At 47.3% G+C, this 21,222-nt stretch carries 16 protein-coding genes; 9 read left to right on the top strand and 7 right to left on the bottom strand.

From position 1 onward, the window contains the following. The first annotated feature begins 303 nt into the window (after positions 1 to 303). The 4 genes from G499_RS0114510 (at position 304) to G499_RS0114495 (ending at position 4,823) form a co-directional block, all read left to right on the top strand. Positions 304 to 750, top strand: a complete 447-nt coding sequence (locus G499_RS0114510; protein ID WP_154658477.1) for a hypothetical protein — start codon at positions 304 to 306, stop codon at positions 748 to 750. 103 nt (positions 751 to 853) lie between these two features. After that, positions 854 to 2,632, top strand: a complete 1,779-nt coding sequence (locus G499_RS20190) for a DUF6909 family protein (protein ID WP_245576751.1) — start codon at positions 854 to 856, stop codon at positions 2,630 to 2,632. A 187-nt stretch (positions 2,633 to 2,819) separates the two neighbouring features. After that, complete coding sequence (locus tag G499_RS20185) at positions 2,820 to 3,950, top strand: porin (protein ID WP_081413820.1); 1,131 nt, start codon at positions 2,820 to 2,822, stop codon at positions 3,948 to 3,950. 36 nt (positions 3,951 to 3,986) lie between these two features. Then, positions 3,987 to 4,823: an ion transporter gene (locus G499_RS0114495; protein WP_027000539.1), complete on the top strand. Its 837-nt coding sequence runs from the start codon at positions 3,987 to 3,989 to the stop codon at positions 4,821 to 4,823. Between the two features lie 9 nt (positions 4,824 to 4,832). On the opposite strand, the gene G499_RS0114490 is transcribed toward G499_RS0114495, so the two are convergent. The 3 genes from G499_RS0114490 to G499_RS0114480 form a co-directional block, all read right to left on the bottom strand. Then, positions 4,833 to 5,327 carry a RidA family protein gene (locus tag G499_RS0114490; RefSeq protein WP_035727695.1) on the bottom strand — a complete coding sequence of 165 codons (495 nt, stop codon included), beginning with the start codon at positions 5,325 to 5,327 and terminating at the stop codon, positions 4,833 to 4,835. Between the two features lie 104 nt (positions 5,328 to 5,431). Next, a complete protein-coding gene (gene bshA / locus G499_RS0114485) occupies positions 5,432 to 6,574 on the bottom strand; it encodes an N-acetyl-alpha-D-glucosaminyl L-malate synthase BshA (RefSeq protein ID WP_027000537.1) in 1,143 nt (380 codons plus the stop codon). Between the two features lie 146 nt (positions 6,575 to 6,720). Next, positions 6,721 to 8,766 (bottom strand): site-specific recombinase, encoded by a 2,046-nt coding sequence (locus tag G499_RS0114480; protein ID WP_027000536.1) that lies wholly within the window; start codon positions 8,764 to 8,766, stop codon positions 6,721 to 6,723. Between the two features lie 313 nt (positions 8,767 to 9,079). On the opposite strand from G499_RS0114480, the gene G499_RS20180 reads away from it, so the two are divergent. Genes G499_RS20180 through G499_RS0114465 form a run of 3 tightly spaced genes read left to right on the top strand, consistent with a single transcriptional unit; the run spans position 9,080 to position 10,799 of the window. Next, positions 9,080 to 9,805 carry a tellurite resistance TerB family protein gene (locus G499_RS20180; protein ID WP_051296284.1) on the top strand — a complete coding sequence of 242 codons (726 nt, stop codon included), beginning with the start codon at positions 9,080 to 9,082 and terminating at the stop codon, positions 9,803 to 9,805. After that, positions 9,762 to 10,154, top strand: coding sequence for a hypothetical protein (locus G499_RS0114470; RefSeq protein ID WP_154658476.1), 393 nt, complete (start codon positions 9,762 to 9,764; stop codon positions 10,152 to 10,154). Before G499_RS20180 ends, G499_RS0114470 begins: the two co-directional genes overlap by 44 nt. A 39-nt stretch (positions 10,155 to 10,193) precedes the next feature. Further along, entirely contained in the window at positions 10,194 to 10,799 is a 606-nt protein-coding gene (locus G499_RS0114465; RefSeq protein WP_027000534.1) for a carboxymuconolactone decarboxylase family protein, read from the top strand. Positions 10,800 to 11,078: 279 nt separating this feature from the next. Here G499_RS0114465 and G499_RS20175 read toward each other — a convergent pair whose 3' ends face one another. Next, positions 11,079 to 16,379 (bottom strand): AAA family ATPase, encoded by a 5,301-nt coding sequence (locus tag G499_RS20175; RefSeq protein WP_051296283.1) that lies wholly within the window; start codon positions 16,377 to 16,379, stop codon positions 11,079 to 11,081. 192 nt (positions 16,380 to 16,571) lie between these two features. Further along, positions 16,572 to 17,165, bottom strand: a complete 594-nt coding sequence (locus tag G499_RS0114450; protein ID WP_035727694.1) for a phosphatase PAP2 family protein — start codon at positions 17,163 to 17,165, stop codon at positions 16,572 to 16,574. 560 nt (positions 17,166 to 17,725) lie between these two features. Here G499_RS0114450 and G499_RS0114445 point away from each other — a divergent pair. Beyond that, positions 17,726 to 18,673, top strand: coding sequence for an energy transducer TonB (locus G499_RS0114445; protein WP_027000531.1), 948 nt, complete (start codon positions 17,726 to 17,728; stop codon positions 18,671 to 18,673). A 138-nt stretch (positions 18,674 to 18,811) separates the two neighbouring features. Beyond that, a complete protein-coding gene (locus G499_RS0114440) occupies positions 18,812 to 19,462 on the top strand; it encodes a hypothetical protein (protein ID WP_027000530.1) in 651 nt (216 codons plus the stop codon). Positions 19,463 to 19,512: 50 nt separating this feature from the next. Here G499_RS0114440 and G499_RS0114435 read toward each other — a convergent pair whose 3' ends face one another. Both G499_RS0114435 and fmt read right to left on the bottom strand, forming a co-directional pair. Next, on the bottom strand, positions 19,513 to 20,079 hold the full coding sequence (locus G499_RS0114435) for a peroxiredoxin family protein (RefSeq protein ID WP_027000529.1): 567 nt from the start codon (positions 20,077 to 20,079) through the stop codon (positions 19,513 to 19,515). A gap of 68 nt (positions 20,080 to 20,147) precedes the next feature. Further along, the gene (gene fmt, locus G499_RS0114430; protein ID WP_245576750.1) at positions 20,148 to 21,071 is read right to left on the bottom strand and encodes a methionyl-tRNA formyltransferase; all 924 of its coding nucleotides are present in this window, start codon (positions 21,069 to 21,071) and stop codon (positions 20,148 to 20,150) included. Positions 21,072 to 21,222 lie beyond the last annotated feature (151 nt).

Below are 21,222 nucleotides of genomic sequence, written 5' to 3'. Positions count from 1 at the left end.
CATAAGTGAATAAGAAGATTATTAAATAAGCATGAAAATATATAACAATATTATAATTTTGCCATATTTTTAATCTTGGCTTGCTGCGATACATTGTCGGGGCAGTCAAGAGCGCAACTGGGTGCTAGTTTTCACTATGGCTATGCCAACACTGCTGCCAATGGCTGGGATTAGTGGCTCGAAGAACAGGGGGTAGCTCCCAATGGGCGGGTAGAGATTCCTCATCAGCAGCTAGGTTTTTATTGGCGCTACCAGCGCGGGCGCGTACCGGTCTTGTTGGGTGGGAGCCTCAACGTATCTCCTTTGCGCAATGCACATCTCATGCTTTTGGAGGGGCTATTGCAAGTTGGCTATGCCTTGGTCTATCAAGAACGCTTGTCCATCATCGTGCTGCAAGGTATTGGTTTGGGCGAAACACAGGTGCGGTTTAGAGGAAGATTACCGGAGTCGCTCCGAGAAGCAGCCCGTAACTACACTGCTGATGCGTATGTGCGGTCAAACTTTGGGACTTGGCGCACAGCAATAGCCTTTGAATACGCCTTTTTTGATATCCGACGCGAGAAACGGAGCAGCCCCATTATCAGTGCACAAATAGGCTTTCAGCGTTTTTTTAACCAAAGTGAGTGGGCTTATGGTGAGCGACTCCCTAGCAGAGACAACCGATTCTTTGGTGAACCGGTGGACTTGCCTCGCTTTCTGACAAGGCACTTTTTTGGGGTCTTAGGAATTCACTGGATGTTCGGGCTTTGAGTTGATTTTATGGCCAAATTGTTGTAGCTTCAAGCTGTATTTTAGGGTCAAATGCGCAAGCCCCTCATTATCAGAAACAATTCATCAATAGAATAGATTTGCTATGTCGCAACACGAAATCTCTTTAGAGCTGAGCAAGGCGCGGGAGTCGCGCTCAGCCATTGAAAAGCTATACATCGAAATGCGCCACGTATTCAACAGTGGCAGCTACCGCCCTGCCGACTCAGGGGCTGTTTTGCGCGAAGCATTGTTGACACTTTCGCCCGAAATTTATGGCTCGATGGTCGATACCGAAAAAGTAGAGCTCAACGGATTGGTGTATGTGATAGATCGCTTGCCCAAGGGCATCGAAGAGTGTCGATTTATCCGACTGATTGCCGAAGAGGGGTTGGGGCACTCCAATTTTGAAGTCATCATCCCGGCCAAGCGCCGCCGCAACTGTTATCGCATTGACAGCGAGCAGATGCTCATCGAAATCACCCGTGGGCGAAGCGAGGTATACGACCTGCTTACGCATCTTACCTTCCTCTACAACGAAGCCGAAAAAATTCGACGCAAAGCTTTTGACAGGCTCGGCAACCCCACCCGCGAGTGGCTCAAGCTAGAGCAAATCGTATTGGGTGAGCGCCGCCTCAACGAAACCAACAAAGACATTGCTTTTGCCTATCTGAGCTATCTTCTTGGCCGTACTTTTGCCGAAACCAAGCAAGCCTATGAGCGCTTCAAGGAGAATATGGACAGCAACAACGGCCTGTTTCATCTGGTCTATTGGCTGGGCAAACTGGTCATTGCGGAGCAGACCGAAGGCAAGTACCGCGAAATCAGCTTCAGCCCCACGCTGCGCGAGCGCATCGGGCATCATATCCACGGAGAGCGCTGGGCCAACCAAATCAAGCACGTCTTGCATACCTATAAGCTCATTAATCGACCCATACATATCATCAGCGCCAACTTACACAGCGTGATGAACACGCTCTATGCCGTAGCGGCGTTGCAAGACCGTTTCGACCGCAGCGCCGACCTTGTAGAGGTAGCTATAGAGCTGAGCAAAGGCGAAAACAGTGCGCTGATGGACTTGGTGCGCCAATATGCCGAACAACACGGGATGTACACCATCAATGACCAGTCGGGAACCAATATCCACGTACAGCTTTTTGACCTAAGTGTTTGCCACCTGCAAACGCTGCCTACTTCATTGAAGTTTGATAAAAACTATGTTCAGCAACAAAAGCCACTTTTGCTTGTGATGGACTATGCCTTTGGCGAGCAGGCTTTTGAAACGATGGACGAGCTGCTCAAACCGTATGAGCTTGATGGACAGCGTATCCCGCTCAATGTCGAGTCTATCTCGATTATGGGCAAGGCCGGTATCCTACAAGGCGACAAAGGCGATATTATGATTCCACACGCGCATATCTTTGAAGGCACAGCTGACAACTACCCCTTTGACAATGATTTTACAGTCGCTGATTTTGCCAATAGCGGCGTACAGGTGTTTGAAGGTTCTATGGTAACCGTAATGGGAACCTCGCTCCAAAATAGGGATGTGCTGACCTACTTCAAAGATTCGTCGTGGCACTCGGTAGGCCTAGAAATGGAAGGGGCACATTACCAAAAAGCCATTCAAGCGGCAGCCAAAATCCGTAAGAATATCAGTGAGCACGTGGTTACACGCTATGCCTATTATGCCTCTGACAATCCGCTGCTGACGGGCAGCACGCTTGCCTCGGGTAGCTTGGGGCTTACAGGCGTGCGGCCTACCTATCAGATTACTCTACAGATTTTACTCAAAATATTGACTCCCAAAGCTACGCCTACAACGAATGCCAAGGCGGCTTCTAAAGACAAAAGTGGCACTATAGCGGCTGCGTTGGAAGAATAAGATAGATGACAAACCCTCAAGAAATGCCCATCAATTTGCGCCTTGAGGGTTTTCATTTTTCTTATCGTCAATACAGAAAGCAGTACCCAATCAAAATTAGTTTGGGAAATGTATGGGCTGAAAATCCTTGAGAATCAAGAAAACAAAATCCTGTGAATCCTCAAATCAAGTACATCTTGGCATATTTATGACAAATATCTATACTCATCACCTTTGCCGTGTCTGCTGCTTGGGGCTGTGGCTATGGGCTTGTGCTCCAGTACTTTTTTTACAAGCCCAAATCAAACTGTCCCCTCAAGACAGCAGCGCCAGCTTGCGATTTAGTGGCTACTTGGAGACCTATTATGTGTATGATTTTGCCAACCCAGCCAACCATAACCGCCCAGAGTTTATGCCTTCCTTTAATAGGCACAACGAGGTAAATCTCAACTTTGCATACCTACAAGCCGAATACAGCGCTGAGCGTGTGAGGGGCAAGCTAGCACTGATGACGGGCACCTATGCCAATGCCAACTTGGCCGATGAACCGGGGGTGTTGAAAAATATTTTTGAGGCCAATATAGGAGTAAAGCTATCAACACGCAGGAACCTTTGGCTGGAGGCGGGTATTTTTGCCTCACACATCGGGTTTGAGAGTGCCATTGGGGCAGACTGCTGGACGATGACCCGCAGCTTAGCCGCCGAAAATTCTCCATATTATTTTTCGGGAGCCAAGCTCAGCTACCAATCAGATGACGAAAAATGGCTTTTGAGCATACTTTACCTCAATGGCTGGCAACGTATTCAGCGCCCACGCAACAACCAAGTACCGGCCTTTGGCCACCAGATTCAGTGGACTCCTTCGGCGAAGTTGATGTTCAACAGCAGTTCCTTTGTGGGTAGCGATACCGACGATCCGCTGGTGTTGATGCGGTATTTTCATAATTTCTACACCCAGTGGCAGCCTTGGCAACGCTGGAGCATATTGGCAGGTTTCGATATTGGGCTCGAAGCCAAAGCCCCTGACAATACTACGGAGTTCAACCGTTGGTATACCCCCCAGCTTTTGGTGCGCTATCAGTTGAGCAAGCGAATTTTTATCGCTACCCGAGGTGAGTACTACAGCGACCCCAACGTGGTCATCATCCAAACCGGAACACCCAACGGGCTGCAAGCCGCAGGTTACACACTCAACATCGACTATCGGCTGACACCGCAAGTGCTGTGGCGGCTCGAAGGGCGCGGCCTACACGCTACCGAACGGGTCTTCGTGCAAGGGGCAGCACCTGCCTACGATAATTTTTTGCTTGGAACTTCGCTGTCGCTGCGCTTGGAGTAATCTAACCTTTGTTCTAAAACCCAATAAACCAAGCTTATGTCTCCTTTAAAAGAAACACTTCACGAGGTGATTTTTGGTACAGAAACTAAGGCTGGACAGTATTTTGATGTGGCACTTTTGGTCTTTATAGTGCTGAGTGTGGTATTGGTACTGCTGGAAAGTATGGTAGAAGTGTACCAGTCATACAGGCCAGCGTTGTTGGTGTTGGAATGGACATTCAGCGCATTTTTTCTGATGGAATATGCCCTACGGATTTATTGTTCGCCCAAGCCTTGGCGTTATGTGCTGAGTATGTGGGGGGTTATCGACTTGTTGGCTGTGTTGCCTATTTTTATCCTTATTTTTACCTCCGGTTTACAATATTTGTTTAGTATCAGGTTGTTGCGTTTGATGCGGGTATTTAGGATTTTAAAGCTAGGGCAATACTTTCAGGCTGCCGACCACCTCAAGCGGGCAATGGTGGCCAGTTCATACAAAATTACGGTCTTCTTGCTCAGTGTGTTTACTTTGGTAACTATTTTGGGAAGTTTGATGTATGTCGTCGAAGGAGGGAAAGCGGGGTTTGACAACATCCCCACAGCCATTTATTGGGCTATTGTAACCATCACGACGGTAGGCTATGGCGATATTGTACCACAAACTGTCTTGGGCAAAATGATAGCTTCCTTGGTGATGTTGTTGGGCTATGGCATCATAGCTGTGCCTACAGGCATCATTACAGCAGAGATGAACCGCGATGAGCACCGGTACCCTCCACAAGAGGCTGTGCCTTGTCCCAAGTGCCATCACCCCAACCTACGCAGGGCGAACTTTTGTATGCAATGTGGCACCCAAATTCGTCAAGATGCCAATCAGTTGCAGTTATTTGACTAGAAAGAGTGCCTAGCGCCCTTGGTCAGGGTATACCGCTACGGCCTCAATTTCTACAAGTAAATCGGGGCGTGCAAGTGCCGCCACGGCCAAGGTAGTGCGGGCAACTTTGTTGGGGTTGTCGGCATTGTTGAAAAACTGAGGGTAAGCCCTAAACCATCCCTCAAAATCAAAGGTGTTATCGAGCTTGGGGTCAGGCGCGAGATAAATACGCAGCTGCACTACATCTTCCATACGCAGCCCGGCCTCTGCCAAAATATCCGCAATACGCTGGAGGGTATTGATGCTTTGGGTGTAGGTATCGCCATAGCGTTGGTAGGGGTCATCGCTATGTTTATCTAGTACGGGAGCCACAATGCCGCTTGTAAAAAACAGCTGTACGTTAGAAGGAATACGCACCCCCTTCAGGATTTGCGAGTCGGGGTTGTCGTAGCGCTGTACTTGTGCGCTAAGCATCAGTGGAGCCAGGGTGCAGAGCATCAAACAAGAAATCAGTAAGTATCTCATTGGGCGTATTTAAGATATACCCAACCAAAATTGGTTTGGGAAATGTGTGTGCTGAGAATCCTTGAGAATTAAGAAAACCAAATCTTGTGAATCTTGGTATAAACTCAAACTATGGCAGCCTGCCTTACGCTTTGATAAGTAGCTTCATAAAAGGCTTCGTACTGCGGTAAGATATTGACAATATCGAATTGTTGGGCATTAGCCAAGGCATTTTTGCGGAAAGCCGGCAACATATCGTCTTGCAAGATATGCAGGGCGTTTCGGGTCATTGCGGCTACATCTCCTACAGGGCTGTTGAAACCCGTAACTCCGTCGATATTCAACTCAGGGATACCGCCGGCATCAGAAGCAATCACAGGTACTTCACAGGCCATTGCCTCAAGGGCGGCCAAGCCAAAGCTTTCTTTTTCGGAAGGCATCAGAAACAAGTCGGCCAAGGAGAGTACTTCTTCTACTGCTTCGAGCTTGCCTAAGAAGCGCACATCATCGGCTATTTGCCATTTGCGCGCCAGCTCTTCCATGGCATTACGCTCGGGGCCATCGCCTACTAGCAGAAGTTTGGCCGGAATCTCGGCGCGAACATTCCTAAAAATCGCTAAAATATCCTCAATGCGTTTTACTTTTCGGAAGTTGGAGGTGTGTACCAAGAGCTTTTCGTCATTAGGGCAGATAGCTTTTTTGAAGTGCTCTTTTTTCTGCTTTTTGAAGCGCTCAAGGTCAATGAAGTTCGGGATGACTGCAATGTCTTTTTCTACAGCAAAGTGCGCATAGGTGTCTTTTTTGAGACTTTCGGAGACCGTCGTAACACCATCAGAGGCATTGATGCTGAACGTAATCACAGGCTCAAAGCTGCTGTCTTTACCCACCAGCGTGATGTCTGTGCCATGCAGGGTAGTTACCACTGGAAGCTCAACCCCTCTGGTTTTGAGGATTTGCTTGGCCATAAACGCCGCAGAGGCATGTGGGATGGCGTAGTGTACGTGCAACAGGTCGAGTTTTTCGTGTAGCGCCACATTGACAATCTTGCCGGCCAAAGCCAGCTCGTAGGGAGGGTATTGGAAGAGCGGGTAGCTCGGCAGGTACACTTGGTGGTAGAAGAGATTCTCGTTGATGAAATCCAACCGCACTGGTTGGGAGTAGGTAATGAAATGGACTTGATGGCCGCGTTGTGCCAAGCCTTTGCCCAACTCTGTGGCTACTACGCCACTGCCCCCAAAGGTGGGGTAACAAACGATTCCTATTTTCATAATACATCATTATTGGTGGTTGTGTCTAATGGGTAGACACAACACACGCATTGCTATTCTGCAAGTGATAACAACAAAACAGCCAAACTAGTGCGATGTTTAGACCGAAGGCCAAAAAGTCAGCCTTTTTGACAGACTGGCCGGGGCTAATGCGTGGCCGCATCTACCAATGTGCTGCTTTTTTGGTCGCCACTACTGGCAGGAGGGAGGGCTTTGGGGTCTTTGGGTGGGAATACAAACTCCCAAGGATGCTTGATAAAATACCTGATAACGTGCCGGAGCAACTTACTCGATTGCAAGAAATTGATGCCACGCGCCCGGATAGCCACAAAGGTTGCCAAGCCAAAGCTCACAATAAAGTTCATAAAACCGATACCGATAATACCCAAGATGGTGACTACGACTACTTTCCAGTGGATGGCATGTTCTAGCCCCACAATAGCAAGGCCAAAATTGCCGGCAGCAAAAGTAATGTGCCTGATGTCGATAGGCAAGCCCAAAAAGCCGCCCAAAATAGCGGTACTGCCCAAGAAAATCCCTAACCAGAAGTTACCGGCTAAGCTACCCATACTTTTTTCGAGGTAGTTGCTTAGGTTGGTGAGCCATTTTTTGGGCATAATGCGGCTGAGTACGGGGTGTTGGCGGAGGCGCTGTGGTATTTTGTTGGAGACGGTCTGGTTGTCATAATACCCAGATATCAAGCCAGATAAAAAGAGATATACGCCTGCAATACCGGCGTGAAAAAGGCTCAAACTACGCCAAGGATGTATTTCGTGGATGAGGTGTTGGGCTTTTTCGGGGGTGGCGATGTGTACACCATAAAGGGCAAAATACCCCCAGGCCAATCCATAAGCCACTGGAAAAGAAACCATTACATTGCCTATAAAAGCCACCAACTGTGAGCGCGATACCTTGGCTATCAGCCGCGAAAATTGCTCAAAATCAATAGGGGCTTGTTGGGGCTTGATGTCTAGGGTTTGGGCCAACTTGGTCGCTACCATCGCAGGTTGCTTGGTGGCAAGAGTTCCCTTGAAAAGATAAATGGCAATAAAACCAAAGGAATAATTGGCACTATACAACAAGCCGTGTACAAAAGGAGAGACTTTGAGATAATAAAACAGGGTTTTGAACATCGAAAGGAAGCCTACAATCAGGCCGCCTTTCATAGCTGAGCGGTACATATTCCAATAGTCCTTCCGCCCACTGGTGATGTAGTGGTCGCCGGTTTTGCTGGCGTGTTCGGTGATTTGGTAGGCCAACAAGCCAATATTTCGCTGAACATACAAGTTGAGGCTGTTGCGGGTATTGTGTTGCTCTACTATTTCTTTCAAGAAACTAATCTCGGGTAGGTAGCGATCGTCTTCATTGTGGTGTAAGGTGATGAGTCGCAGCAACATATGTACCCGCTTGATGTTTTGGGAAAGCCGTAGCAAACTGTGTGTAATGCGCAGGGTGATTCCATATTTATCCCTATTTTTGCGCAATACCTGAATATACTCCTCGCATTGGCGCAGAATAATGAGTATTTGCTTATAATCTTGATTGTGATGGCTACGGTCGAACCCCTCGGCGCGGTAGTTTTTGAGATAATTATCTATCTCGATATTTTGCACCATAAAGGGAGAGTCGAACTTCTCTAGCTCTGGCAACCGCTCAATCACATCTTGCTCTAGAGCAATGGTATTGATACGCAGGGAGATGATTAAGATGCCGTTTAAAACTTGTTGTAAGAGTGGGTTTTCGGAAGGCATCTCGGCCACACTCTTGAAATGCAACTCCTCAAACAAGCGCTTCCAAACGGAATGAGGAATGGCGCGCACCCATTTATAGTCGTTTTTTTTATTAAAAAGCTCACCTATGAGGTGTAGGAAGCTGTTCTTGTCAGTTACTGGTGGCAGGAAACTGTGACTGAAGCGTTCTACCAACTCTGCGCTAAAACCTTTATAAGATTGAATGCCCGTATCTGTCAGGAGGCGCATACAACTACGCTTTTCGGTTAGGGCGGCCCAGTAGCGCATAAATCCAACTTTATACTCAGGGTATGCTTTAAGAAGGGCAATAAGGTTTTCTATTTGAGAAATCGCTTCTGGAATTCTAACTTGGCTGCGAGGGCGAATTTCTTTGACCAACTCTTTGAGTAGGTGGATGTCATTGCCCTCATAGGCTAAAATCAGGTCTAGCGTATCTTTCATGTTTAGCGTATTTTTGCATTCTTTTGCTTTAGAAACTTCCTGAGACAGGAATTTTCCATATAACGAAGATACAGCCTAATTTGTGAAAAACAAACCGGCCACAAACTAAAACTCCCGGGCTGTTTAGTGTTCCCTATCAGGAGCCTCGGGAGAAAACAATCTTGCATGATGGTAACTGATACTTGAATAAATTATTGATAATGAGTGCTTTGATAAGGAGGTTGTCTGTAATCAAACTTATCCTGCTAGAAGGAGGAATCTGTGGCAGATTGTCTTAATTTTTGTACATTTGGCTCATCAACTTCCGAACACTATGGCCGAGCTTGTTCCTATTCCCCAAAAACAATACACCTGCCCTTATTGCCACGAGCGCCCTATAGAGGCCAGTCTTAGCATTCCGTATGTACGGGGGCTGTTGATTGCCTATCAGATAGGGTATCGCCGATTTATGGGCTGCCGGTCTTGTTTGCGCAAAAAGGCACTGCAAGAAGTCGGCGTTTCGGGCTTGGTGGGCTGGTTTAGCATTACTGCCGCAGTAGTCAACCCGATTTTGATAAGTTACAACCTAGGACAGGCGGTATTTGTTCGTCCGACACCTAAGCGTTTGCGCCGTCATCTCCACCAATTAGGCTTGCCTGAACACCCGGGGCTTTTTGACCTGACCGCCATCGCCTATGCCATGGCGGCCAAGATGGTGATGGCTGACGGAACCGCCGAGGAGGCCGAAATCAGCATAGCCGCGACATTGGGCAGGGATTGGCTGCCTGACTTTGAGGAGAATGAGTTTCGCCAAGTCTTGAGTTATCATCGGGATTTACCCGAAGTAAAAGATATGGCCCTTATCTTGCGCGATGTCCTTGACGAAGCCGGAAAGGAGCACCTGTGGCAATATCTCAATGCCATTGCCGAAGCCGATGGCAAGCGTGCCTTTGCCGAACGAAAGTTGCTCCGAATAGTGGCTCAGAATCTTAAAATCAAACCCAAACAACTCCAAAATGCACAAAATACTGACTCCGAAACCTCATCTGTTGCTGATTAGCTTCTTTTGCCTTTTCCCTGCGCTTACCTGGGCACAATGTACCCTCACATTCAAAGGCTCCTTACGCAGTCGCCCCATTACACTTTGTTTTTATGAAGACAACCAAGATGGTGTTCTGATGGGAAACTACCACTCTGGCAACGGGAAAAATAAATATTACCTCGAAGGGCGGGCTACCTATGAGATGAGTACAGTAACTTTTTATCAGAAATTCACAGAATATGATGAAAATCAACAAGTTACTGGCTACTGGGAGGGAACTATGCGCCAGGGGGTTATGCAAGGGACGCGCTTCAATGCCGATCGTAGCAAACAGTTTAAGTATTATTTGCTCATCGAAAGGGAATGAATAGACCTCAAAAACTACTCACATACTAAACCTTGTCATATGCAAACACCATTAGTCAACCCTGTAAATAATCCAAAGGACGCTGCCTTACAAGAGCTCGTTGCTTTTTATAATGAAACGCTGGGTTTTTGCCCCAATAGTGTTCTGACAATGTACCATCGACCTGAGATTGCCTATGCCTTTATCAACCTTAACAAGGCTGTCATGGCAAACCACGGACGGGTGAGCAGTGCGCTCAAACGCCTGATAGGTTATATTACGAGCAATGCCACAGGGTGCAGGTATTGCCAAGCCCATACAATCAGGGCTGCTGAGCGTTATGGAGCCGAGGCCGAACAATTGGCACATATATGGGAGTTTAGAACTCACCCAGCTTTCAGCCTTGCAGAGCGTGCTGCCTTGGAACTGGCATTGGCTGCGGCTACAGTACCCAATGCTGTCGATGAGGCTGTTGCTCAGGAAGTGCGTAAATACTGGAACGAAGGCGAAATTGTAGAAATGATGGGTGTAGTAGCGCTTTTTGGATACCTTAACCGATGGAATGATTCCATGGGTACGCAGCTCGAAGAGGAGGCAGCCTCTTCTGGCCAACAATGGTTGGGTAACCGTGGTTGGTCTGCCGGAAAGCATCAGTATGGTGAGTAGATAGCTTGGTGTTTTTAGCCTCATTGAGGAAAGTTTAAGACAAAAACCTAAACCCTAAAACAAACCATAAGTTACTTACACAAACAATTGATATTCAAACTGAAATCAACTTCCAATACTTGGCTTATCACCGGAGCTACAGGAAATGTAGGGTTGGCCTTGCTTAATGTATTGTGCCAACAACTACACAATCTGCAGCTCTTGGGTGATGTACATAACCCCGAAAAGGGGATAGAAAGTTGGTCCCAGCTAGTTACAAAGGTCGTGTAACTAGTGTGTCTAGAACCCAATTCTAGCCGCAGGGCGGAAAGGGACTTTAAACCCTATTACCAGAATATCATCCAGTTGTTTGTGTTCATCTCCCATCCATTGGCGTATGGTGTCACGCAAGATGATACGCTGCTCCTCGAAGGGTCTTTGATGAATGTCGAGCAAGAGGCTTTTGAAGTGTTTTTTCATAAACTTCATATTTTTCTCTCCCCCAAATTGGTCGGGGTAGCCGTCCGAAAAGAGATAACAATAGGTGTCGGTATCGGCGCGGAGCGGGATTTCGTGTTGGCCAAAGCGTCGTTCTTTTTCATTTTTGCCCCATTGCCGCCCACCGATGGGCATTTTGTCTCCGGCGACTTCTATCAGTTCGCCATTTTGGATGTAGATAAGCGGATTTTTTGCTCCGGCAAACTGTAGTGTGTGGGTGTCGGGGTCAAGCACACAGAGCGCTAAGTCCATACCGTCGCGGTTTTCGGTCTTATCTTGTTTGAGTGCTTGGTTGATACCTAGGTGCAACTCGTCCAAGATACGTGCCGGAGCTACAATACCTTGACTGCTGACGATGTTGTGTAGGCGGTCGCTGCCTATGAGGCTCATAAATGCGCCGGGGACACCGTGGCCGGTACAGTCTACAGCAGCTATGATGGTCTTGCCTTGTTGTTTGGCAAACCAATAAAAATCGCCACTGACAATATCACGAGGCATAAAGAGGATGAAAGACTCAGGCAGCGCGGTATTGATTCGCTCCATTCGAGGCAACATCGCCTGTTGGATACGGCGGGCATAATTGATACTGCCGGTGATGTCGTGGTTTTTCTTTTCTATTTCCTCATAAGCTGCATTGAGCTTGGCAGTACGCTCTTGTACTTTCTCCTCAAGGTTTTCATACAAGCGGGCATTTTCGATAGAAATAGCTATTTGTGAAGAAAGCAAGCTCAAAATCTCGATGCGTTCTTGCGTAAATGCGGCTGTTACGAGGTTGTTTTCGAGATAGAGTATCCCGGTGAGTTTACCTTTGTTGAGTAGGGGGAGGCAGAGCAGTGACTTGGGTTTATGTGCTTGAATATGAGGGTCTTTGACGAATTTCCCTTCTTCTGACGCATTGTTTAGAATCACTCCTTCGCGCAAACGAGTTACATAGTTGATCACTCCGTTGGAGAGGGGAGCCTCATCGATATTGGTATGTTGCATGACATCTACCTCTTTTTGTTGGGCATTGCCTTCGGCTTCAATATACCAGCGTTGGTCTTTGCCTTCCAGAATCAGGTAACCTTTTTGCGCCCCTGCGTTTTCGATGACAATACGCATCATCTTTTCGAGTAAGTGTGCCAATACTACTTCTTCTGAAAGCGTCTGCGAAGCCTTGATGATGGTATTCATATCCAGCCCTGCACCGCTCGACGAGGTAGTCGTCGATAGGGTAGTCGTGCGGTTGGTAGTAGCGGCAGGAGCTTTTTTATCACCCACAAGCAAGGTTTTGTATTGTTTGTCGAGCAAGGCCACCTTAGCTTTGGCACCCCACATATCATACAGATAACGCGCCTCTTCCATATAGACACGGGCAAATTTTTCACGCCCGATTCTCAAGAAATACTTGGCCGCTGCCTCATTGGCCAGAGCTTGCTCTTGGATAAAGCGCTGATGGCGCGCAAGGTCTATCGCTTGTTCATAATGCTCTAGTACTTGGATAAGGTTGTGTGTTGGGTCTAAACTCAGGCGCTCGGCGCGGAGCAGGTGTAGTTTATGTGCGATATTGGCAGGGCAGTGCGACTCCCAGAAGGCCAACTCGTGCTCAACAGCATCATAAGTGGCAAGCAGTTCCTGCTTCAGCGCTTCATCGGCATTGTTGCGCACCTTGGCCAAGAGCGTAAGGCCATAAAACAGGCTATGCGTAGGCAAGAACATCATCCCTACTACTCCGGCCTTGAGTTGTTCGGCTTTGAGCGCATAAGGATATGCGCTTTCTTCATTATCCAGCCAATAGTGTAGTATCGTTTTGGCCTGATAGGTTACAAAAGCGAGCGTAAGCTGTGATTCTTCCTCAAAAAGAGGCAACTGGATGTGCTCATCAAAGCGCTCACTTTTGAGCAAAGTGGTGTTGTCAGATTCTTGCCGGAGGTTCAGCACCATCTCATACCAAGGCAAGAGATAGGTCTCATGAAATGCTTGTTTTAGTTTTTTGATGAGTTTGAGGTTCTTCTGATACTTTTGAGCGAGTGTTTCTAAGTTTCCGCCCATTAAGAAGTGATAATGATTAGACTCCACAATATTGTATGAAGCAAATTCAATTTCGCCTGTTTCTAGGCCTACCTGTACCGCATCGAAGTGTGGCTGTAGGGTGGCTCGTGCTGGTTCTTTCCAGTGCATTACTGTCGAGATGTAGATGTTTTCAACCTTTGAGCGAATGTATCGGGCTTCGTTGCCATAGCGGTCTATCAGTTCCATAGCAGCCTTGCCATAGGCATAGCCTTGGTCAATATCCCCCAGCCCTCCACAAAGCAGCCCGCCATAGAAGGCATAACCTACTGCCGAAGAAGTACAGTTGCCGTGGCGTATCGAGAGCGCATTCATGGTATAACAAATCTGCTTAAAGAGCCGTGGGTGCATTGCCCAAGCCGGTGTGATGATGCTGTCCATCACATCCATCGCCGCCAATACTGTCTCATTGTCTAACTCGGGGAGATAGGCCAGCCCGGGGATATCTTCGATTGCAGGGGCTTCTGTTTCGAGTGGGATACCTACCATCTCTAAAAACTCCAAGCCGTGGTCGAGAGCCTCTTGTTGGCGATTGTTGGCGATATAATACTGCATCCGGATTTCGTAAGAAGCCAGATGATCGAGGCTGCGGGCCGCATTTTGGACAATAGCGGCGGCAAACTCGTGCATCAAATCAAATTCGCCCAACAAGAATGCCGTCTGCGCGGCTTCGGTAAATAGCTTGAGCGTAAATTCATAATAGTCTGTCCAGCAACTTTGCGCATCCAACAAGCTGATAGCATTGGTAAAACACACAAAAGCAGGCCGGTATGCAGCGGCTCCTTTGGCCTTGTTCCCAGCTTGAAGGTTGAGCGTAGCCAAGAGTAGTTTATCAGTGGGGTTTTGCAACAGTGTGATGCCATAATTCCACTGATTGACTATGTCGAAGATGTATTCTTCTTGCTTCTCGGGGGGGATTTTTTCGAGCAGTAGGCGGCCTATACGCAGGTGTATATCACGCTTACGCTTAGTAGGTATTTGCGCATAAATAGCCTGTTGGATACGGTCGTGTACAAACTTGTATTCGTATTCGTGAGGGGCGATAAGCCCTTCGATAAGCGCCGGCTCTAGGGCCTGCGCGATTTGTTCGGGCTCTTGGAAAAGCGGGCTAATCATTGTCAGAAAATCAACCGAAAACACACTCCCGATACAGGCGGCCTGTTTGAGGGTTTCTTTGGTATCGATGTTGAGTTTTTGGTATTTTTTGGCAATAAGGTCTACCACATTATCACTGATATTGAGGTTTTTGAGCTTTTCGAGATCCCAGCGCCATAGGCGTTGTTCAAAATCAAAGTAAAGCCAATGTTCTTCGTAAAGAGAGCGGAGCGTCTGGGTTACAAAAAAGGGATTCCCTTGTGTTTTTTGGTAGACCAGCTCGGCCAAGGGGGCTACCACTTCGGGGCTACTTTGTAAGGAATCGCTAATGAGCGCAGTGACATCCTGTTGGGGCAGGTTATTGATTTCCAGTGTATCTATAGAGACGTGCAGCTGCTTTATTTCCTCAATGGTATGCCGGAAAGGGTGTGTTTCTCCTACTTCATTACTTCGGTAAGAGCCGATGATCAGCAAATAATCTTCGGCTTGGTTTTCGAGGAGTGTTTTGAGCAAGGCTAATGAAGCATTGTCAGCCCACTGCCAGTCATCAATAAAAATGACCATGGGGTGCTCACGCTTCGAGATACAGTTAACGAAATTCTGCATCACATAATTGAAGCGGTTTTGAGATTCTGATACTCCCAGCTCTAGCAGCTCCGGTTGTTCGCCTATGACCAGCTCTAGCGAGGGCAACACATCCGTCAGCAGACGGCCATTAGAACCGATAGCGCCCAAGATCTTGCTTTTCCAGTTTTCGAGTTGTTCGGGGCTTTCGGTCAATACTTGGTTGATAAAACTTTTAAAAGCTTGAATCCAAGCAAAATAGGGGATATTTCGTTGGAATTGGTCAAATTTGCCTTCGATAAAATAGCCCCGTTTTTCGGTGATTTCGCGGTATATTTCGTGTACTAAGGCAGATTTGCCCACGCCCGAGTAACCTTCTACAAGCAACAACTCAATGCGGCCACTACAAGCATTTTGATATGCCTTGAGCAAGCGTTCTAGCTCAACTTGGCGGCCATAGAGCTTTTCAGGGATTTGGAACTGACCCGAATAATCCTCTTGAGCGATGGCAAAACCAATACTACGGAGCTTGTCAGGGCTTTTTTCGGCAAGAGCTTCCCAGCGTTCGCGGATGATTTTGAGGTCATGCAACAACCCAAAAGCAGAGCGGTAGCGGTCTTCGGCATTTTTGGACAATAGTTTGAGTACTACCTCCGAAAGCACCTCCGGTACATCAGGGTTGAGTGTATGCGGCGCTGGTGGGGTGTGTGCTAGATGTGCGTGTACCAGCTCCATCGCATCATTACTCTGAAAAGGCAGCCGCCCGGTAAGCAATTCGAAAAATACTATCCCCAGCGAGTAGAGATCTGTCCGATAGTCTACTACGCGGTTCATTCGTCCTGTTTGCTCAGGAGAAATATAATCTAAGGTTCCTTCTAACTTTTCGGGGTTGCCGAGGTGTTGTTTTTTGAGAGTTATTTTTGAAGAGATGCCAAAATCTATGAGTGTAACCTGCTTGTTATCAGGATTGTATAATACATTGTTGCTGTTAAGGTCTTTATGAATGATGCCGGCTTGATGTACTTCGGCCATAATTTGCGCCAGCGGGATAGCAATATCAAAAAAGCGGGTTAGGTTGGCACGCGCAGCCAGTTGCATTTCCTTGAGCGTAACCCCAGGCACATACTCCAACCAGAGAGCGGGCTGGTCTTGGTAACGCCCACGGCGCAGCACTCGGCGAACGCCACGTACTTCGAGGTTCTTGATGATTTCGTATTCGTTATAAAAGAGCGTCAGTTGCTCACGCGAGGGCTGCGGGTTTTTGAGGACTTTCAAAATGGCTGATTGTTCTTGATAACCAACCAAAGCAGTATTTTCTACTAAACCATTGAGCGCAGTTTTGTATACATAGGAGTTCGCTCCTTCATAAATGAGCGTAGGCGTTTCTGTCAGCATAGCACGTAGTTCTTCCTGAAAAGGTGTGTGGTAATCGAACTCCTCAAGAGCATTGAGGAGTATGGTGTCTTTTTATTTTACGCAAAAATTAGCCCAAAACCTTGGTTTTAGCTAAAAAATACGTTAAAGCGATAGGCTTGTTTGAGGTTTTTCGCCCTAATTTGAGCAAAGATAGGATCCACGTAAGAATTTTTAGCTGCTGGATAGCCGCTGCCAAGCCCAAGCCCCTCCCAAGGCAAAAAGTCCCCCGACCAAAGCTCCGGCCAAAATATCGGCAGGGTAATGTACGCCCAAATAAATCCGAGTATAAGAAACAAGCACTGCCCATCCAAAAAGCCCCAACCTAGCCCACAGAGGCCACCGATCATAGAGGGCCACACCAAAAAATGTAGCCAACGCAAAGGTATTGGCAGCGTGTGAAGATGCAAAGCCATACTTCCCCCCACGATAATCGTTTACCAAATGTACTTGCCCTTGAAGTGAGGGTTCGTGTGAAGGGCGCAAACGCTCGAAGTAGGGTTTCATCACCCCCGAAGTAAAGCGGTCTGCTGCTACTACTGTCAGGGCTATAAAAATGACCAACAAAAGCGTCTGTCGTAAGTTTTTAGCCAAGCTGTAGTATGCCATCACTAGCAAACCCAAATAGAATGGAATCCAAACGGTGGTTTTACTCAAATTGAACATCAGGCTGTCGAGTATGGGCAGATGCCTTTGATTCAACCATAAAAACAAATCTGTATCCCAGTTTGAGAGAAGGGGCAGTACCCCGGCAGTATCAAGCAACATATATTGGGTTGATTGGCAAATAACAATTATTCAAAGGTATGAACATTAGCCAATATAGTCAATTTATAGCAGTCAATGAACCCAAAATAACTTGATAATCAGACAACAACAAATAAGGTTAAGCACGCTTAAAATTACTCCCTTTAGGCTTAAATCCGTATATTTGCGTATAGGCTGCCAACGAAAAAAATTTGATAACAGAGGTTTTAACCAATCAGAATACCAGCGATACTTTTGTCGTCATCAGGCCCGAGTATATACACATAAAAAATTACGTGTGTTGAAGCGCTATCAATTGGGGAAGGAGTTTTCAGAAATAGCTGTCTATTTTGGGATTCACGAGCAGAGTGTCCGTAAATACATCAACACCTATATATGAGGTGGGTTTGAGGCGCTCTACAAAGCCGATGTCCGTCCTCAGCCAAGTCTGCTGAGCGAGTCGGAATGTGTCGCTTTCAAAAAGGTAAACTCAGAGCAGGTAGCAGACTATTTCGCAGAAGTCGCCAAACTTACGGAAGAACCTCTATTTTATAGCCGCTTATTCACCCAAGTTGAATCTGGTGGAATATGCCGAAGCTCCGGCAGAGGCTGTGCGCTTTCGTCAGTATATAGAGCGCCCGGTGCTGACCAATATCCGCTTGCGCTTCGACGGCTTCGATGTCTATGACCTAGAGCCGGTCAGTATTGGAGATGTGTTCGCTCAGCGACCTATCTTGGTGTATGGCAAGTATAAAGGCGAAGCTAAAGGGCAGGTTACCATTGAGGGACTTTCGGGCAACAAACCCTACAAGCAGACTCTGGCGCTCAATCAAGCGACCCAAACCAAGGGACAAGGCCTGCGCTACCTCTGGGCGCGCAAACGTGTTGAGATTTTGAACGATTATGTCAATATAGGCAGTGATGATGGAAAAATCGCCGAAATCACCAAACTTGGCTTAGACTACAACCTGCTAACCAACTATACCTCCTTTGTAGCCATAGATGACCTTGTTCGTAACAAAAGCGGCGAATACACTACTGTACAGCAACCTCTTGGCTTGCCCGAAGGGGTGAGCAACTATGCTGTGGGCAGTAGCCACGTAATGTATGACATGGCTCCTGTGCGGCGAAAAGAGGCTAAAACCAACAGCGCAGAGCGCTTGCACAAACAAGAGTTGACGGTGGTAGCTGATGAGGAGGAACTGATGGAATCCATTGCTTTTTCAGAACAGACAAACATTCAGTTAGCTGTGCCTGCCAATGGAATGGCCGCATTCGTGGAATATGTACGCCAAAATCGCCGAGATGTAGGCCAAGTTCCCCAAAAAGGCCCCAAAGGCGTTACATTTATTGTAACTGTGGATGACAAAGGGCAAGTTACCCATATCGTGATACTCAAAAGCCCCGGCAAAGTGTTTAGCCAAGAACTAGAACGCCTTGTACGCGCTTATCAGTGGCTGCCTGCCGTCGAAAACGGTCAAACATTGGCTAAAAGCCAAACCGCTGAGCTTTATATCTCATTTGAATAAAACCCTGATTGAGGCCACTAGGGTGGACGTATGCGCTCTAGTGGCTTTTTTGACTTAGGCAACCCTGAATAAGTGTTAAGGTTTGCATAACAAATCGCCGCTACATTTCGTCAATAACCAAAACACCCAAAAAAGCCTATGAAACCTATACACATCTTGTCTATGTTGTGTCTTATACTGTGGACACCACTAGCACTCTTGGCACAAAACAACAAAGAAAACCTATTGGTTGGTACTTGGATGTTTGATGGAGGCAAGGAGCTGGTGATGCAGGCCAATGGCGAAATTTTTATGCAAGAGGGAGACTACAGGCGCAAAAACGGCACTTGGAAGCTAGCCAACAATAATACCACATTTCAAATCCTAGAAGAAGGCCGTGTAGTCGAAGAAGCCAAAGTTGTAAGCATCAAGCCTGATGAGTTTGTTATCCAAACAGGTAGAGAAGAGATTACCTTCATCAAGCTAATAGCCCTTACACCCAACGAGGCAAACAAGCGTCGAGAACTGTTGGTGGGGTATTGGGTCAATGAAGAACAGGGTATCACCCTAAGGTTGCAAATGGATGGAACAGCACAGTCGACCTACAAAACCTATACCTATGACGAAAACGATGAGCAAGCATCTGTGGAGCAGACCGAAGAAGCCAAGTGGAAGTTAGATGACACAGGCCAACGCTTGGTCATTTCCTTAGAAAATGGCAATGTACAGCTTTTGGGCATCAAAGCAGTAGAACAAACAAGGCTCATACTTAGTGGTGAAAGAAAAACCTTGGTCTTTGTACGGGAGTAAGCTATTTTTTTTGATCGTGCCTGTGTCCGCACAGGCACGATTGTGATACCTCACAGCGAGGCAGGCTGTGTTACAAAGTTTTTGACCTCAGCCAAATCGATATGGTCGCCTACGTGTTTACCATAATAAGCGTGTTGTATAATGCCTTTTTCATCTATTAAGAAATCTGCCGGCATGAGGTTTTCGTTCGCATCCTTATCTTTTCCAGAAGGTGCACCTATCTCCTTATTACCATTCATCATTGTTTTGAGCATCTGAGGAGACAACACACTCTTGAGTACCCCCAAGAAAGATTCTTGAACCCCATACATATCGTAGAGCTTGTGTGCTGCATCACAGATGATAGGAACAGGAGCCACTTCTGTATGGAAAATACTCTTGCGCACTAGCGAAGCATTGCTTTCTATCACAATGATAACCTGTGTTTGGTGCTCATCAAAAAAATCTTTCATCTTCTTGACTTGGTGGATGCGCAAATTGCAAAACGGGCAATAGACATTGCGATAAAAGCCTAAAAACACCTTTTTGCCTTGGTAGTCAGATAATTTGACAGGTCTATCAAACAAGTCTACCATTTCAAAATCTGGGGCAGAAATACCAGGGTTTAGTTTGCTCATAAGTGCTTTAGTTTTAACTGGATTAGATATAATGCAAACACCCATCATCACAAATAAGTTTGGGCAGCTTAAAGTTTGTTTCCTGCCAAAAAGGCTTGTATAGGCATTGATTTTTTGCCTTCGGGCTGTAGCTGGAGAATGGAGAGCCATCCCTCACCAGTACGAACTAATAGCAGCTTTTTGTGATCAGTATAGAAGCTGCCCGGGGCAGCTTCTGCGGGGATTTGGGCTGGAAGCATCTCGGGCAAGGCCGTTTGTTGAATCTTGTACACCTGCCCGGCAATCTCACCCCAGGCCGAAGGGTAGGGTGCCAGACCACGGACAAAGTTGTGTAGCTCCTGAGCGTGGCGTTGCCAATCGATTTGGCAGGTCTCTCTAAAAATCTTAGGGGCGTGGGGAGCAGGTTGGGAGAGGTCTTGTGGTATTTGTGGGATATTGCCCGCTGCGATGGCCTGAATTGTCTTGACGACAAGCATCGCACCTTCGTGCATCAGTCGCTCATATACGGTACCTGCATTGTCGTCGGGCTGGATGGCCGTGCGGGTTTGGAACATTACCGGGCCAGTATCGATCTCGTGGCGGAGCATAAAGGTTGTGACGCCAGTTTCTGCTTCTCCGTTGATAATGGCCCAGTTGATAGGTGCTGCACCTCGGTATTTGGGCAACAGGGAAGCGTGGAGGTTGAAAGTGCCTAGAGGGGGCATTTGCCAGACAGCCTCGGGCAGCATTCGGAAGGCTACCACTACTTGCAAGTCGGCTTTTAGACCACGTAAGGTTTCCAAAAACTCAGGTGCTTTTAGTTTTTCGGGTTGCAATACGGGCAAACCCAAGGCCAAGGCTGCTGTTTTGACGGCAGACATTTGTAGTTTCTTGCCCCGGCCAGCGGGCTTGTCTGGGGCTGTAATGACACCTACTACCTCAAATCCGGCTTTTACGATGGCTTCTAAAGAAGGCACGGCAAACTCTGGCGTGCCCATAAATACGATACGCATTGGCAAAAAATCAATTGTGTGTAAAGGTTTTTTTATTCTCCGGCAGCCTCTCCCGAATCGCGTGGAGGCTTGGAGGGTATTTTCGGTTTGAATACAGGCTTGGCAGCGGCCTTGGGTTTGTCCTCGGCAGTTGTGTCGCTATTTTCAGGGG

The sequence above is a fragment of the Eisenibacter elegans DSM 3317 genome (assembly GCF_000430505.1).
GTDB lineage: Bacteria > Bacteroidota > Bacteroidia > Cytophagales > Microscillaceae > Eisenibacter > Eisenibacter elegans.
The sequence above is the reverse complement of the archived record's forward strand: the minus strand, read 5'-3'. Positions and strand labels throughout refer to the sequence as shown.

Coding starts and splice junctions, on each gene's coding strand:
- G499_RS20190 (WP_245576751.1), top strand. CDS start 854: ATGTCGCAACACGAAATCTCTTTAGAGCTGAGCAAGGCGCGGGAGTCG.
- G499_RS20185 (WP_081413820.1), top strand. CDS start 2,820: ATGACAAATATCTATACTCATCACCTTTGCCGTGTCTGCTGCTTGGGG.
- G499_RS0114495 (WP_027000539.1), top strand. CDS start 3,987: ATGTCTCCTTTAAAAGAAACACTTCACGAGGTGATTTTTGGTACAGAA.
- G499_RS0114490 (WP_035727695.1), bottom strand. CDS start 5,327: ATGAGATACTTACTGATTTCTTGTTTGATGCTCTGCACCCTGGCTCCA.
- bshA (WP_027000537.1), bottom strand. CDS start 6,574: ATGAAAATAGGAATCGTTTGTTACCCCACCTTTGGGGGCAGTGGCGTA.
- G499_RS0114480 (WP_027000536.1), bottom strand. CDS start 8,766: ATGAAAGATACGCTAGACCTGATTTTAGCCTATGAGGGCAATGACATC.
- G499_RS20180 (WP_051296284.1), top strand. CDS start 9,080: ATGGCCGAGCTTGTTCCTATTCCCCAAAAACAATACACCTGCCCTTAT.
- G499_RS0114470 (WP_154658476.1), top strand. CDS start 9,762: ATGCACAAAATACTGACTCCGAAACCTCATCTGTTGCTGATTAGCTTC.
- G499_RS0114465 (WP_027000534.1), top strand. CDS start 10,194: ATGCAAACACCATTAGTCAACCCTGTAAATAATCCAAAGGACGCTGCC.
- G499_RS20175 (WP_051296283.1), bottom strand. CDS start 16,379: ATGCTGACAGAAACGCCTACGCTCATTTATGAAGGAGCGAACTCCTAT.
- G499_RS0114450 (WP_035727694.1), bottom strand. CDS start 17,165: ATGTTGCTTGATACTGCCGGGGTACTGCCCCTTCTCTCAAACTGGGAT.
- G499_RS0114440 (WP_027000530.1), top strand. CDS start 18,812: ATGAAACCTATACACATCTTGTCTATGTTGTGTCTTATACTGTGGACA.
- G499_RS0114435 (WP_027000529.1), bottom strand. CDS start 20,079: ATGAGCAAACTAAACCCTGGTATTTCTGCCCCAGATTTTGAAATGGTA.
- fmt (WP_245576750.1), bottom strand. CDS start 21,071: ATGCGTATCGTATTTATGGGCACGCCAGAGTTTGCCGTGCCTTCTTTA.